The 12,643-nt window shown below is 64.5% G+C and carries 12 protein-coding genes, 2 tRNA genes and 1 pseudogene; 11 read left to right on the top strand and 4 right to left on the bottom strand.

The window, feature by feature from the left end:
* Nucleotides 1-4 precede the first annotated feature (4 nt).
* On the bottom strand, nt 5-730 hold the full coding sequence (locus ACIA1L_RS13565) for a hypothetical protein (RefSeq protein WP_396073063.1): 726 nt from the start codon (nt 728-730) through the stop codon (nt 5-7).
* A 414-nt stretch (nt 731-1,144) separates the two neighbouring features.
* Here ACIA1L_RS13565 and ACIA1L_RS13560 point away from each other — a divergent pair, with 414 nt between their 5' ends.
* Complete coding sequence (locus ACIA1L_RS13560) at nt 1,145-2,878, top strand: peptide deformylase (protein WP_396072951.1); 1,734 nt, start codon at nt 1,145-1,147, stop codon at nt 2,876-2,878.
* Between the two features lie 12 nt (nt 2,879-2,890).
* Here the strand turns inward: ACIA1L_RS13560 and ACIA1L_RS13555 are convergent, their stop codons facing one another.
* Both ACIA1L_RS13555 and ACIA1L_RS13550 read right to left on the bottom strand, forming a co-directional pair.
* Nucleotides 2,891-4,003 carry a globin domain-containing protein gene (locus ACIA1L_RS13555; RefSeq protein ID WP_396072950.1) on the bottom strand — a complete coding sequence of 371 codons (1,113 nt, stop codon included), beginning with the start codon at nt 4,001-4,003 and terminating at the stop codon, nt 2,891-2,893.
* Nucleotides 4,004-4,287: 284 nt separating this feature from the next.
* Nucleotides 4,288-4,986, bottom strand: coding sequence for a hypothetical protein (locus ACIA1L_RS13550; RefSeq protein ID WP_396072949.1), 699 nt, complete (start codon nt 4,984-4,986; stop codon nt 4,288-4,290).
* A 1,203-nt stretch (nt 4,987-6,189) separates the two neighbouring features.
* On the opposite strand from ACIA1L_RS13550, the gene ACIA1L_RS13545 reads away from it, so the two are divergent.
* The 8 genes and pseudogenes from ACIA1L_RS13545 to ACIA1L_RS13510 all read left to right on the top strand — a co-directional run bounded on the left by ACIA1L_RS13545 (nt 6,190) and on the right by ACIA1L_RS13510 (nt 10,109).
* Nucleotides 6,190-6,280: transfer RNA gene (locus ACIA1L_RS13545), tRNA-Ser, on the top strand.
* Between the two features lie 36 nt (nt 6,281-6,316).
* Nucleotides 6,317-6,389, top strand: a tRNA-Arg gene (locus ACIA1L_RS13540).
* A 238-nt stretch (nt 6,390-6,627) separates the two neighbouring features.
* A complete protein-coding gene (locus tag ACIA1L_RS13535; protein WP_396072948.1) occupies nt 6,628-6,945 on the top strand; it encodes a WXG100 family type VII secretion target in 318 nt (105 codons plus the stop codon).
* Entirely contained in the window at nt 6,918-7,193 is a 276-nt protein-coding gene (locus tag ACIA1L_RS13530; RefSeq protein ID WP_396072947.1) for a hypothetical protein, read from the top strand. The genes ACIA1L_RS13535 and ACIA1L_RS13530 overlap by 28 nt, the downstream gene beginning before the upstream one ends.
* A gap of 9 nt (nt 7,194-7,202) precedes the next feature.
* Nucleotides 7,203-7,493 carry a hypothetical protein gene (locus tag ACIA1L_RS13525; RefSeq protein ID WP_396072946.1) on the top strand — a complete coding sequence of 97 codons (291 nt, stop codon included), beginning with the start codon at nt 7,203-7,205 and terminating at the stop codon, nt 7,491-7,493.
* Nucleotides 7,494-7,604: 111 nt separating this feature from the next.
* Nucleotides 7,605-8,765, top strand: a complete 1,161-nt coding sequence (locus ACIA1L_RS13520) for a tyrosine-type recombinase/integrase (protein WP_396072945.1) — start codon at nt 7,605-7,607, stop codon at nt 8,763-8,765.
* Nucleotides 8,766-8,992: 227 nt separating this feature from the next.
* Nucleotides 8,993-9,118, top strand: a pseudogene (locus ACIA1L_RS13515) (IS630 family transposase); the annotation flags it as partial.
* Between the two features lie 211 nt (nt 9,119-9,329).
* On the top strand, nt 9,330-10,109 hold the full coding sequence (locus ACIA1L_RS13510; RefSeq protein WP_396072944.1) for a hypothetical protein: 780 nt from the start codon (nt 9,330-9,332) through the stop codon (nt 10,107-10,109).
* An 89-nt stretch (nt 10,110-10,198) separates the two neighbouring features.
* Here the strand turns inward: ACIA1L_RS13510 and ACIA1L_RS13505 are convergent, their stop codons facing one another.
* A complete protein-coding gene (locus ACIA1L_RS13505) occupies nt 10,199-11,032 on the bottom strand; it encodes a DNA adenine methylase (protein ID WP_396072943.1) in 834 nt (277 codons plus the stop codon).
* Between the two features lie 310 nt (nt 11,033-11,342).
* Between ACIA1L_RS13505 and ACIA1L_RS13500 the strand changes: the two genes are divergently transcribed.
* Nucleotides 11,343-12,020: a hypothetical protein gene (locus ACIA1L_RS13500; protein ID WP_396072942.1), complete on the top strand. Its 678-nt coding sequence runs from the start codon at nt 11,343-11,345 to the stop codon at nt 12,018-12,020.
* Nucleotides 12,021-12,022: 2 nt separating this feature from the next.
* The gene (locus ACIA1L_RS13495; RefSeq protein WP_396072941.1) at nt 12,023-12,532 is read left to right on the top strand and encodes a hypothetical protein; all 510 of its coding nucleotides are present in this window, start codon (nt 12,023-12,025) and stop codon (nt 12,530-12,532) included.
* The last annotated feature ends 111 nt before the right edge of the window (nt 12,533-12,643 follow it).

The raw sequence follows: 12,643 nt of genomic DNA, 5'->3' as shown, positions 1-12,643 counted from the left end.
GGTGCTAGTTGTGCTGCTGGATGCAGCAGCCCATGCAGACCTTGGGCTTGGGCAGGGTGAACGCCAGGCAGCAGGTCTTGCGCTGCACGTCCAGCCGGCCGGCGTGCCCCGGCACGAGCTCGATGAGGTCGTCGACGCCGAGCGTGGTCAGCAGGGTGCCGATGTTTTCCGCCGAGGAGCCCGGCAACACGTCCGCGCCGCGCAGGATGGCATATGCCACGCCGGAGGCCAGGGAGCCGAGCAGCGTGCGCTTGCCCAGTCGAACCCGGCTGTGGATCGCATCGAGCAGCGGCGTGAGGTGCTCGTCGAGCAGGGACCGGCGCAGCTCTTCGAGCAGGGCGGTTTCGGTCGGGACCACCCGGACCTCGGGCAGGCCGCTGACGGCCAGTGGGTCCGAGGGGAGAACGGCCACAGTCACGTCCCGGTGCAGCCCCAAGGTCACTAGCGGGCGCGGATCGGCAAAGTGCATGAGCACGGCAGAACCGGTCAGCAGGGGCACTCGGCGTGCCGACGCCCAGCCCAGCACAGCCGGCAACGCCAGCCAGTAGGTGTAGGCCTTCCAGGCGAGCGCCGCGGCCGCGTGCGGTTGGGCCTGCCAGCGCTGGCGCGACGAGTCCAGCAGCGTGTCCAGCGTGGGGCCGGTCAGATCGGCCGCGGGTCGCCAGCCGGCGGGGTCGCCCACCAACAGGTCAGGCGCCAGGCCCGGGAGCTCCGTGGAGGTGCCGAACATCGCCCGCAGCGTCGCGGTGACGGGGGCGAGTGGCTGCTCGGCGAAGGCGGACCGGTCGGCGAATGCCCGGTCGAGGGCGGTGGTCACGGGCAGCCGTCCGCCCGGTGCGAGCAGATCGTCTGCCGGGTCACCGCTCTCACCTCGCCGGTTGCCATCGTGGATCGTCATGGGGGTGGGCACGTCAGACGACCCACGTTACTCCGTTAAGGCTAGCCTAACCATGCTTCGAAATGCCCGGGATTTCGGGTTCCGGACAGGTGCTCTTCGGACGAATACCCCCAGCAAGGGTGACCTAACGCAGCGTTGCGACGTTGCCGGTTTCGTCAAGGTATCTGTCGGCAACGCGCTACTAGCCCCATGCGGACGACGGAAGACGTGGACACTGAAATTCCTGTCGCAAAGGGGACATCCGTGATGACCACCTCGCCTGTCGAGAGGGCTGCCGACGCGTTCGTGTCGGCGCTTGCGCAATGGCGGGTCGAACGCGGGATGACAAAGAAGCAACTCGCCGCCCGAATGGGCTTCGATCCCTCCTACGTCAGCCACGTCGAAGGACGGCGGCACAAACCCACCGAAGACTTCGCCCGGCGTGCCGAGGCCGTGCTGGCCGCGGGCGGTGCGATCTGGCAGCGCTTCCAGGAGTACGACGAACTGCGTCACGCCCGCGGTGCCGCGCTGCACCGGGACCCGCCGGTGCCCGTCCAGTGGATGCCGCCCGGCACCGGGCTCATCGTCGAGCAGGAAATCGCCGAACTCACCCATGTCGCCGGGGCGTACCGCTGCCGGATCCGGCGCGCCCTTTACAACGCCGGAGTCGAGCCGGTCACTCGGTACCTGGTCAAGATCGCCGTGGACCGCTATCCGCATGATCCTGCCGGTTCGAACCAACACCACCGCCAGCATCCGCTCAGCTTCGAGGAGCTGGACCTCAACGCCGTCGCCGGCGAAGGCGACGCGGCGGAGCCGATGCTCTGGCGACTCAAGCTCGACCGGGACGCGGCCAAAGAGGTGTGGCTGCTCTTTGCCAACGACCACGGACAATTCCCTCTGTACCCGGGCGAACGCACCACGATCGAGTATGCCTACACGGTCGGCGAGGAGAAATGGGGGCAGTGGTTCCAGCGGGCCGTGCGGCTGCCCACCCGCAATCTCACCGTACGGCTGGACTTCCCCGTCGAGTTCGAGCCGCAGGTCTGGGGCGTGGAGACGTCCCTCGCCGCTGAGGTGCCCGTACGGACGCCGCTCGAACGGCATAACGACGCCGAGCGCGCCGTATTCGAATGGTCGACCGACGCGCCGCTGTTGAATGCTCGGTACCGCCTGGAATGGCGGTTCCGCGGGCAATCCGCACCGGCCGGCTCCCGGCAGACGACGTCGCTGCCGGCGACCGGGCATCAGCCGGCAGCGACCGTGCCGATGCGGGTGCCGGCGGCCCGGGGGCCGGTCACCATGCAGGTCGACGGGCGGGCGACCGATGAGGAACGGTTCCCCGAGCGGGAAACCACACAGATCGGGGGACAGGCTGCCGGGCGGCTCGACGGTGAGCAGCGGAGCAGCACGGGACAGCACCGAGCCGAGCGAAACGGTCACGAGCTGAGAGCGAGCCAGCGGATGCGCGGACTAGGCATCGTGCAGCGCGGCGCGGAGCTGCTGCGCCAGCGCGCCCGGCACTTCCAGTTACCCAGGGAGGAGGCGGAGGCACAGGTCGCCGCCGCCGCCCTCCGGACCACTCTGGACCGCCTGGAGGCCGTCCACGACTTCAGCAAAGGAGTTGGCCTGGCCGCGCCGCAGATCGGCGTGCCCGTTGCGGCCGCCGTCGTGCGGCCACCCGACCGCGACGCGGAGCCCATCGTCCTGCTGAACCCGCGGGTGGTCGACGAATCCGTCGAGACTGACGAACAGTACGAAGGCTGTCTGTCCTTCTTCGACTACCGCGGACTCGTCGCGCGGCCGCTGCGCGTGGACGTGGAACACGCCCGGCCCGACGGTACGCGGGTGATCACCTCCTTCGAGCGCGCGATGGCTCGACTGGTCAGCCACGAAATCGACCACCTCGAAGGGCGGCTGTACGTCGACCGGATGGCCGTGGACGCGCTGCTGGTGCCGGTGGAGGAGTACGGACAGACCGGCCGCCCCTGGATCTACTGATCTCCAACGTTGCTATGCCTCAGAGAAGCTGTCGTATTTGATGCGGATCGAAGGGACCTGAAGCTCGGCCAGCGTCTTGAGGGTCGCCTTGACCATCGCGCCGGAGCCGGAAACGAAAAAGTCATGCTCGTTCCACGGGCCGTACCGGCCGACCACGTCCGAGATGTTGCCCTGCTCGCCAGGGAAAGTCGGATCATCGCTGCACGCGGTAACGACCGACAGCCACGGGTAGCGGGCCGCCAACCGGTTCAGCTCGGCCAAATCGTAGAGATCGTCGCGGTTGCCGGCGCCGAAGAACACATGCACCCAGCGCGTGCGGTTATACCGAGTCAGCTCCTCGAGCAGGGACTTGATCGGGGCAAGCCCGGTGCCCCCCGCGACGAACACCGCATCCCGCGTCGAGCGCCGATCCAGATTCATGGAGCCCATCGGCGCGGCGAGCCGGATCATGTCGCCGACCTCTAATCGCCGGACCAGCGCGCTGGACACCCAACCCGCACCGATCGCCCGTACATGGAACTCCAAGCTGTTGTCTCGTCGGGGCGCGTTGGCCGGCGAATAGGTGCGCCACAAGCGCGGCTGGAAGCGCGGACACTCCAGACTGAGGTACTGGCCCGCCCGGAACTCCAACGGCTGCATCGGCAGCACAGTGAAGACGGCTATGTCGTTGCCGCGGCGCTCGTGGGCGACTACCTCGGCGTACCAATAGGGGGGATTGGTGTCCGCCTCGGCGCCGGCCAGCATCTTCGAAGCGATGACCGCGTACGCGTCGGCCCACGCCTGGTCGTACTCGATGCCCCACTCCTCGCCGGCAAAATGCCGCATGGCCTCGATCAACGCGCCTCCGACCACCTCGTAGTGCTCCGGCTCCACATGGAACTTCCGGTGATCACGGCCCAGCGCCCGCAAATAGTCCTCGAACCGCTCCGGATCTTCCAACGTCTGCACCGCGGTCACGATGGCCTGGAGAAGCCGCGCACGCTGAACGTCCATGTGGACGGGAAACAGGTCCCGCAGACTCGGATGCGACAGGAACATGCGCGCATAGAAATAGCCGGCGACCTTGTCCTGGTGCTCCTCGACGAGGCTCCAGCTTTCCTTGAGCAAGCGCGCGAGGTCTCCCATGCCCTTAGGGTGGGCAGAGCGGAAGGTAACGCATCGCACGCGAAGTGCGACTTAGACCGCACAATTGCCGACAGTCGGCGCGTCGCTTGCCCGAAAAGGTCCGGATGTGCCACGCCGTGCCGTCACCCACGCGAGGTAAGCCGTCCGTAGCGTCTCCCGCCCCGCCCCCGAATTCAGCAGGCGCTGGAGGGCGTCGATCTCCGTGATCCAGTTACCCGAAGGCGGCCGGGCGCTAAGCGGCGCCGTTCTCCGTGATTCAGCTGCCCGAAAGGTTCAGCGCTGGATCAGCGGGCGCCAGCAGACCGGAAGTAGTGAGTGGCGCGGGCACCGATCGTCTGGGCAGTCGCACGATGAGCCAAGACCGCGCCCAGGAGGCTCGCACCGGGGAGGAACCGGTTAGCGACCCGCAGCGCCGCCCAACCACCCGTCTGCGCCGCAAGCATCCGCCCGAGTCGCCACACCGCGTCGGTGAGGCCACCACCGCGACCGTTGTGCAGCGCCGCCGCCACGGCCACCTCCGCATCCGACCGGCTCGGGTGCACCTGCGCGATCACCAACAGATCCACCGCCCGCGCCGAATCGGCCGGATCGACACCGTACGCGGCAGCGACGTGCAGGCTCAGCTCCGCATGCGTCAGTGCCGCCACCCCGAACAGAGCGAACGGTGCATAGGGGCCAGCAACCGCAGCGAAGACACTGTGCACACTGCTGAACCGGGAGAACTGAGCGACGGCCAAGCGGGCCAGCCCGTCGGCGTCGGCGGTCGGATAGGCCGCACGCGTACGGTCAGCCCACTCCGCCGCCCGCGGACCGATCGTCTGCACAGCGGCGAGGGCGAGCACCTCAGGAGAATGGCCGGGATCGGCCGCGATCCGCGCCCACGGATCGGTGCGCTGAGCGTTCGACGACGCGGGGCCGGAGTTCGGTGTGACGGACTGGATGTCCGTTGCGGGCTGAGGCTGCGACGGCAGTGTCGAAGACACGGGGGCGACAGCCCCCGGCTGCCCCGGGGCCGTAGCCGGGGGCTCGGCAGCGGGGGTTGTCCCCCCGGTCCTCTCGTCCACGGGAGTGCGGACTGCGGACTGCTCGCGCTCATCCGAGACGGTCGACATGTCCGGCTCGACAAGCGCCGGGACGATCTCTGCGGCTGCCGCCTTAGCTGCGTGGCTTAGCGCTGACGGCTGCACGGACTTGTCCGATGTCGCTGACTTCTCTGCCGTTGCCGCCTCGGGCAGCTTCGGGCTTGACGCAAGCGGCGGCTTTGCGGGACTGGTCGGCGGTGTCGTGCTTGCGGCAGTTTCTGCCACCGCGGGAGGTGTCGCCTTTGTGGCCTTGGCTGGCGTTGCTTTCGCCGGGGCCTTTTGGCTTGTGGCCTTGCGGGGCGACTGCTTTTGCGCCGCGGCCACTTTTTTCGCTGGCGCCTTTCTCGGGGGCGTCGCCTTGGCGGTGGGTGTGGCCTTGGTTGCGGGGGAGCCATCTGCCATGGCCGCGGGGGAGCTTTCTGTTGTCGCTTTGGCCGCGGGCGGCGCGGGCGTGGCTTTAGTCGTGGGCAAGTCGTCTGTCGCTGCCTGGGAGGCGGCCTTTGTCGTGGGCAAGTCGTCTGTCGTTGCCTTGGACGCGGGTGGCGTGGCCTTGGACGGGGTCTTTGTCGCGGGCGTGGCCTTGGACCGGGGGGCTGCAGCAGGCGGGGCGTTGGTCGCGGCGGGATCGGCCTTCTTCGCGGGCTGCTTCTTGGCGGGGGTGCGCTTCTGGCCGGGGCGGGGTTGCCCGGTCGAGCGGGGGTTGGTGGCGGCGGGGCGGGCGGAGGCAGGGGTTTGGCCCTGAGGGCGGGTGGGGGTGCCTGCTTCTGGGGGGTGTGCGGCCGTACTTGACGGATCTTGGGGTTGGTCCGCAGCCGGGGGCCGGAAGGTCACCGATGGGGGTGATTTGCGGGCTTTGCGCTCCGGCGCCGGGGAGGATTCGGGCTGCTCAGGCGTGCGGAAAGCGGGCCCGGACGTCTGCTCGCGGCGCTGCGGCTGCGGGTTCTCCTCCATGCCGTGGCAGCCTATCCTGGCACCGGCGATTTCACCCTGCCGAAGAGCGGCGTGGCCTCCCCCAATCCCGCCGCGGCGCGCCGAGGGGATCCGCTTTGCCTGGGCCTCGGGCGGTCCGGTATCCTCGACGGTCGGTGGTCTGAAAGCCGCCGAGGAGACTTCGCCTAGTCTGGTCTATGGCGCCGCACTGCTAATGCGGTTGGGGGCTTATACCCCCTCCCGGGTTCGAATCCCGGAGTCTCCGCGTGTTGAGCCGGTGTGTATGCTGGCAAAGCACTGAGCGCCCGTAGCTCAATGGATAGAGCATCTGACTACGGATCAGAAGGTTAGGGGTTCGAGTCCCTTCGGGCGCACATTTAGAAATGGCTGTGACCAGCGGAAACGCGGGTCACAGCCATTTTGTTGTCCCAGTGTTCGCCTCTGAAATCCCGCTTATTGGGATGTGGTGATCCGGTGGTGATCGGTTGTTTCAGGCCGGTCGATCCGCTCCGGTGTTGACCAGGGATTATGCGTCCGATTCGGAAATCGATCTTGCGATCGCCCGGTGGTTCAGGCGGTGAGGGCCTGCCACCACGCGGTGATCGTGACGTCATGGTGGAGGGTGTCGTCGATGTGGCGGTGCAGGGCGAGAAGGCCGCCGGCGCCATCGCCAACCTCGGCGACGCCCTGCAAGACATCGGGATCAACACCGCCAGTGGGAATCTGGACCTCGACAACCAGTGGGACGGCAATGCCTCGGAAGCCGCGTACGTCTACTTCACGCAACTCGGTGCCACTCTCAGCGAGCAGAGACAGAGCCTGACCGGCCTGGCCGAGTCCTACCAGAAGGCGGCCGAGGGCACATTCCGGATCGCCGAGTCGTTCTCCGGCATCCTGAAGATATGGGTGACGCCGCCATCATGGGGGTGATCGGTGCTTCGGCGGGGACGGCCGCCATCGAGACCGGAGTCGGCGCCGTGGCGGGCTACGCGTTCGCGGCCTACCAGGCACGCAAGATCTACATGCTCGGCGCCCGCCTCAAGCTGATCATCAGCACCGGGTACAACGACATCATGATGCTCGCCGGCATGATCCAGTCCTGGTCCGCCGACACCGGCGCCTTCTCCCGATATCCGCTTCCCAACGCTGCCTACCAGCACCCCTCATCGGCCGCGTAGAGGATGCTCGTGAACGAGAGGATCGAGAACGAGGTCATCCACCGGTTCCTCCAGCACCTCGCCGACCACAGCGACAACGAGCTGCTCCGGGAGATGTCCGACCAGGTCCTACGAGGCAATATCAAGCTGGCCGACGGCATTTCCTTCTCCGCATACTCCGAGGCGCTGACCGGACAGCTTGACGACTTCACACAGTGGTACGACAGCCTCAGTGACGACGAACGCCAACGGGAAGCCGACGACTGCGCGGCCGATCTCAAGAGGGCCGACGAGCACCTCAACGCGGACCGCGACCTCTGAGAAGGTAAGCCCTCGTTCGCCTTCAGCGGTGGCGCCGGCCAGGTGGAACCTGAACGTGATCATCTTTTCAAGCGGCTATTTGCGCTGCTCACGAGCGGCTAGGTTGCCTGAGTGGCACTCATAACCCTGAGCCCTGCTCACATGCATCTACTCAAAGCCAGCATCACCCTCGCCAGACGCGCCCACGGTTTCACCGATGAGCAACGACGTCTTCTCGGAGGTGCCCATAAGGTGCTGTGCAATGCGCTGCGCGGCGAGCATGAACATTTCGACCGCCTACGAGCCGCGCCCCGCGACGTCAGCGGCGATGTCACTCCAGACACGACGGTAGAACAACTCGCTGACGCCTGGACCGACGAGATCCTTATCGAGAACCGAATCAAACGACAAACAGTTGACCACTACGCCAACAACTTGCACTACTGGATCCTGCCCGCCATCGGGGACATGACCATCCAAGAAGCCACGGTCGGTGCGCTCGACCGTTATCTCAAGACCCTCGCCAGAACTCATCCATCCGGGGCACAGCGCTGCAAAGGAACCCTATTGCAGATGTTCAGTCTGGCCGTCCGCCACGGTGCAATCCCCGCCAACCCGGTCCGCGACGTCGGCCGCCTGCCGAAGCCACGCAAGATCGTTCAAGCCATGAGCTTCGACGAGATCCAACGGGTCCGCCACGCCCTGCACCTGTGGCGCACCACCAAAGCCGTCGGACCTAGGAAAAGCCGCGCCTGCACCGACCTGTTCGACCTTCTCCTGGCCACCGGCTGCCGTATCGGCGAAGCCTGCGCCCTGCGCTGGCGGGACATCGACCTGCATGCCCGAACCCTCACCGTCGCGGGCACCATGGTCTTCCTTAAGAACACCGGCTGGGAACGTCAGGAGTTCCCCAAGACCCTCGCTGGGCAACGCACGATCCACCTGCCAACCTTTGCCGTGACCATGCTCGGCCGTCGGCAGGCCGAGGAACCCCATCGAGGCGACGACCCCCTCTTCGCCAGCCGCACCGGCACCTTCGTACAGCCGGACAACATGCGCCGCTCGCTACGCTGCGCCCTGCAACGGCAGGCTGATCTCACCTGGGTGAGCCCTCACGTATTCCGCAAAACCGTCGCTACCGTACTGAGCGGACAGGGCCTGGTCACCGAGGCCGCTGCCCAGCTCGGGCACGTCGACGAGAGCATCACCAAGAAGTTCTACATCCAGGAGCCCTCGACCGCCCCCGACGTCAGCCATGCCCTGGAAATCCTGATCGGCGGGGGTGAGCGCTAATGAGACCGCCGGGTGGACAGCTACCCGGAATCCTGCAAGACAGCGGAAGCTGAGGAAACTCGCCCTACTTTAGCTAGTGCTTCAAACGATTAACGCGACGCCTCAGATAAGGCGCTGCCCACCATGCCGTCGGCAGCAAGAAGCTGTTCCACGAGTTTTGCGGCTATAACCCGATCGTGTGATTTCGGGTCGGCCTCATGCCAGTGACCGCACCAGTAGATCGTCGCGTCCGTCGGGGCAAACACGACTCCATGCGGGTGCGCCGGGCGTTAATCATCATGGCGTCGGCGTCCGGAACCCCGGTGCAGGGGATCACCCGGCTGATCGCCGGGCACGAAGACACCGTGCGTGACGCAGCAGCTACCCGAACACGCAATGCCCTGTCTGGCACACCCGGACCGAGCCAGATAACCTCACCCCTTCCCCGACCGGAAGCAGGTAACTGCCGCTCCGCCGAAAGCTTCGGATGCCCAGCCAACAGCCGTGTCAAGTGCTCGCTCAGGCAGGCCCTTGTAGCGCTGGACCTAGACTTGATGCACACAACTAGTCGGGGAGGGCCACACGTTGTCTGTGCCATTCAGGGACCGTCCGCTTAATGCGGCCGAGGTCGAGCGTCTCAGACTTGCTCTTAGTACCTTCCGGGATGGCAGCGGCCAGTACCTAGGAAAGCTTGGCCTGTTTATGCCTGACTTCCTTGACTTCGAGAGAGCAACTGCCATGGTCTGCGGCGGGACCACGGGGGAGAATAAAGGTGTATTCGATGTAGCAGTGCCGACTCCCGACGGCTTGCCGATTGGTGTTAGCTGCAAGATGGCTAGTGTTCAGCCAGCTCGTCTTAAATCCAGTTTCATGGAGCTAAGTAACTCAAAGAAGAAGTTCGATGATGAGTTTGCGCGTCAAGGCATAATCTGGCAGAGTCAACCGAAGCTTGCCGGGCCGGCTATTGTCAAACTAGTCGAGAGTTGGCACAGTTCTCTTCGGCATCTTTACGACTTGGCTGGAAGTCGGTACTTCGTTCTTTCGCATGATGCCCGATGGGAGAACTTCCAGTTGTTGTGCTTCCCGCTAAATCTGAGCATCGCCGATCCGTTCAATGAGGTTGAATGGTGCAACGAGGGGAGTGACAAGAACGGCGGACCGAGCACTGTAGCTGGGTATGTCAACGAAAACGGCCGAAGTCACAGGCTGTGGCAGCTGTATCAGAATTCAGGTGGTCAATTGAAGTACTACCCACTTCTAGAGTGGGCGGAATGGGTGTCGCCCGTATTCCGATTGGATATGCCGCCTGCGCGTAATCTTCGCGAGAAAATCGATGAGTACTTCCCAGGAAGCTGGCCGTCCTAGCCATCTTGCCTTAGTGGACTGAAGCGTGGAATTGGTGGGCTCAGTGTCACGAATTTAGTTGCTGTGACACTGAACCCGCCTTTCGGCGCTTAGCTAGAAGGCTTGACCCACAACTTTTCAGTTCGGGCCGCACCCTTTTCTACCTTCGGAGGCTTAAGTGAAACGTGAGTCCAGCCCGCCAGAGTCGTGTTGTAAAGCTCATTGTCGTAACCACTGAGCACTACTGGGCCAGCATGGCTCTTCAGAACTGCGAGCATTTCAATGTGCTCATCCGTTGTCATTTCTTGTCCGTACATCTTCTGGGTTCGGACCTCCGGCAGGTACGGAGGATCCGCGTAAATCAAGCAGTCTGATGCAGAGAAGCGTTTAATCACCTCAAGTGCAGGCCGGTTCTCAATCTCTGCCTCAGCTAGCCGCACTGCCATGTTGCGGAGTTCGTCAGGTACGCGACTCCATCGGTCTGACATTCCGCGAGCGCGCTGCCGGACGCCACGGTTCTTCCAGCCCGTCTTCTTAGCTAGATCGCTGGCGTGTGCTTGCCAGACTCGTACTACAAAGCGCCGGGCATTTTCCAGAGAATCTTCGGTCGCGACATCGGAGATGACGTATTCATCACGAGACCAAGGCGTTGTTTCAAGCGCCCAGCATAAGTCTTCAGTCCGATCGCGTAGCATTCGGAAGAAATTCACCAGGGTGCCATTGGTGTCATTAATTAACTCATGTGGAGAAGGGTCCTTGGTAAAGAATACCGCGCCACTGCCAAAATATGGCTCCAAGTAATGGTAGTGGCCTCCGAAGTGGGAGACAATAGACGACGCCAGTGACCACTTGGATCCAGGGTAGCGAAGGGAGGCTGCTCGGCGTGTCGCTGGTGCGCCTCCCATCGCCTCAACGGGAAGCAAGCCTTCATCGCTCAATGTCATGTCGTACTACCGCCCTGGTGATCGACTGCTTGGCATGCCGCCCAACAGTACGGCAAGGTGGGTGCAGAACAAAGTCTCCTCCCGTGCCATTCGGCGTCCCTATTTCGCCTGGCGTCCGATGCGTGAGGGTGGCGGATAGTGCGCCGACGGAACTCCAATGGAGTAATCTACTTGACGATTGCAATTCGCCGTGGCATCAAATATTTCTTGACTTGCAGTCAACCTTTACTCGGACGAGCTGAGTCTCCGCCTTCGCCATGGATCAGATGCTCTTTCCGCGACCGACACTCGGGGCGACTCCGATGTCGACGTGGTCGTGATGCTCACGTCGACCATGTATCCCGACATCAGCCGCCTGGTGCCGGCCGACCGGGACCGTGAGCTGCGAGGCCGGGGAACCGGCGCCGCCACGAGCGCCAGCCGTTTCCGAAACCTGGTTCACCAGGCGTTGATCGACTACTACGGGACCGGCCGGGTGCATTCGAAGAACAAGTGCCTGCGCGTCGACAAGGCCGCCGGGTATGTCGACGCCGACGTCGTTCCGACGCTTCAGCACCGGCTCTACACCTCGTACCCGGCGTACGGGCAGCCCACCTGGATCGACGGCGTCGCCATCGACCCGCTGCACGGTCCCCGGATCGTGAACTACCCGAAGGAACACATCAAGAACGGCCGGGACATGAACAAGCGCTGCTCCGAGCGGTACAAACCGACCGTCCGCCAGATCAAGCATCCCCGCAAGCGGGCGGTCGCCACCGGCTACCTGCTGGAGTGCGTAACCTACAACGTCCCGGACACCTACTTCCTCACCGATGACTCCCAGCGGCTCTCCGCCGTCCTCGCCTGGCTGAACAGCCAGTCTGTCTCCGACCTGACCAGCACCTTCACGTCAGGAGACGAGGCCCACCGGCTGTTCGTCGATGATCCCGGACACCGCAGCGCCGCCACCGCCTCCCATATCCTTGCGGCGCTCTGGCGAGCCCTGTAGCCGTGCACCTCTACAGCAGCACCGACAGCCGGATCTCCGCCTACGGCATCATCGCCCTGATCGCGGTCCTGACCGCGATCGCCGCGGACACCGTCACCGAGGCACTCGACATCGGACCTGGCTTGCTCTTCAGCGCACCCACTGCCGCCGCGGCGTACGGCCTGCTCTACCGGCTGATCGACGCCACCGCGTGGCGCTGGACCTGGCTCCACCGGCTCGGCTTCATCAAGACTCCGATCGTCGAGGGAATCTATGAGGGGCGACTCGTCTCCTCGTACAACAACACGACACTGCCCATCAAGATCTGCATCGACCAAAGCTGGACCAGTATCGCCATCCGCTTCGAGGTCCTCGGCACTCGAACATCCAGCTCCTACTCCATCGCCGCGAACCTCAGCACCGAAGGACACCAGCATGCGCGGCTCACCTACACCTACCGCAACGCCGTCCAACCCGGCATCGCCGACCCCGACATGAACGATCAAGAAGGCACCTACGGATCAGAAGGTTAGGGGTTCGAGTCCCTTCGGGCGCACAAACAAGAAACGGCCTTCCACCGCAGGTGGGGGGCCGTTTCTCTTCGATCAGGCGGTCCTGAACGCGGTATGACAGGGGCCAAATGC

Source organism: Actinoplanes sp. NPDC051859 (assembly GCF_044452725.1).
Lineage (GTDB): Bacteria > Actinomycetota > Actinomycetes > Mycobacteriales > Micromonosporaceae > Actinoplanes.
The sequence above is the reverse complement of the archived record's forward strand: the minus strand, read 5'-3'. Positions and strand labels throughout refer to the sequence as shown.

Excerpts from the sequence above, each read along its gene's own strand:
- ACIA1L_RS13565 (WP_396073063.1), bottom strand. The coding sequence starts at position 730 with ATGTTCGGCACCTCCACGGAGCTCCCGGGCCTGGCGCCTGACCTGTTG.
- ACIA1L_RS13560 (WP_396072951.1), top strand. The coding sequence starts at position 1,145 with ATGACCACCTCGCCTGTCGAGAGGGCTGCCGACGCGTTCGTGTCGGCG.
- ACIA1L_RS13555 (WP_396072950.1), bottom strand. The coding sequence starts at position 4,003 with ATGGGAGACCTCGCGCGCTTGCTCAAGGAAAGCTGGAGCCTCGTCGAG.
- ACIA1L_RS13535 (WP_396072948.1), top strand. The coding sequence starts at position 6,628 with ATGGTGGAGGGTGTCGTCGATGTGGCGGTGCAGGGCGAGAAGGCCGCC.
- ACIA1L_RS13530 (WP_396072947.1), top strand. The coding sequence starts at position 6,918 with ATGGGTGACGCCGCCATCATGGGGGTGATCGGTGCTTCGGCGGGGACG.
- ACIA1L_RS13505 (WP_396072943.1), bottom strand. The coding sequence starts at position 11,032 with ATGACATTGAGCGATGAAGGCTTGCTTCCCGTTGAGGCGATGGGAGGC.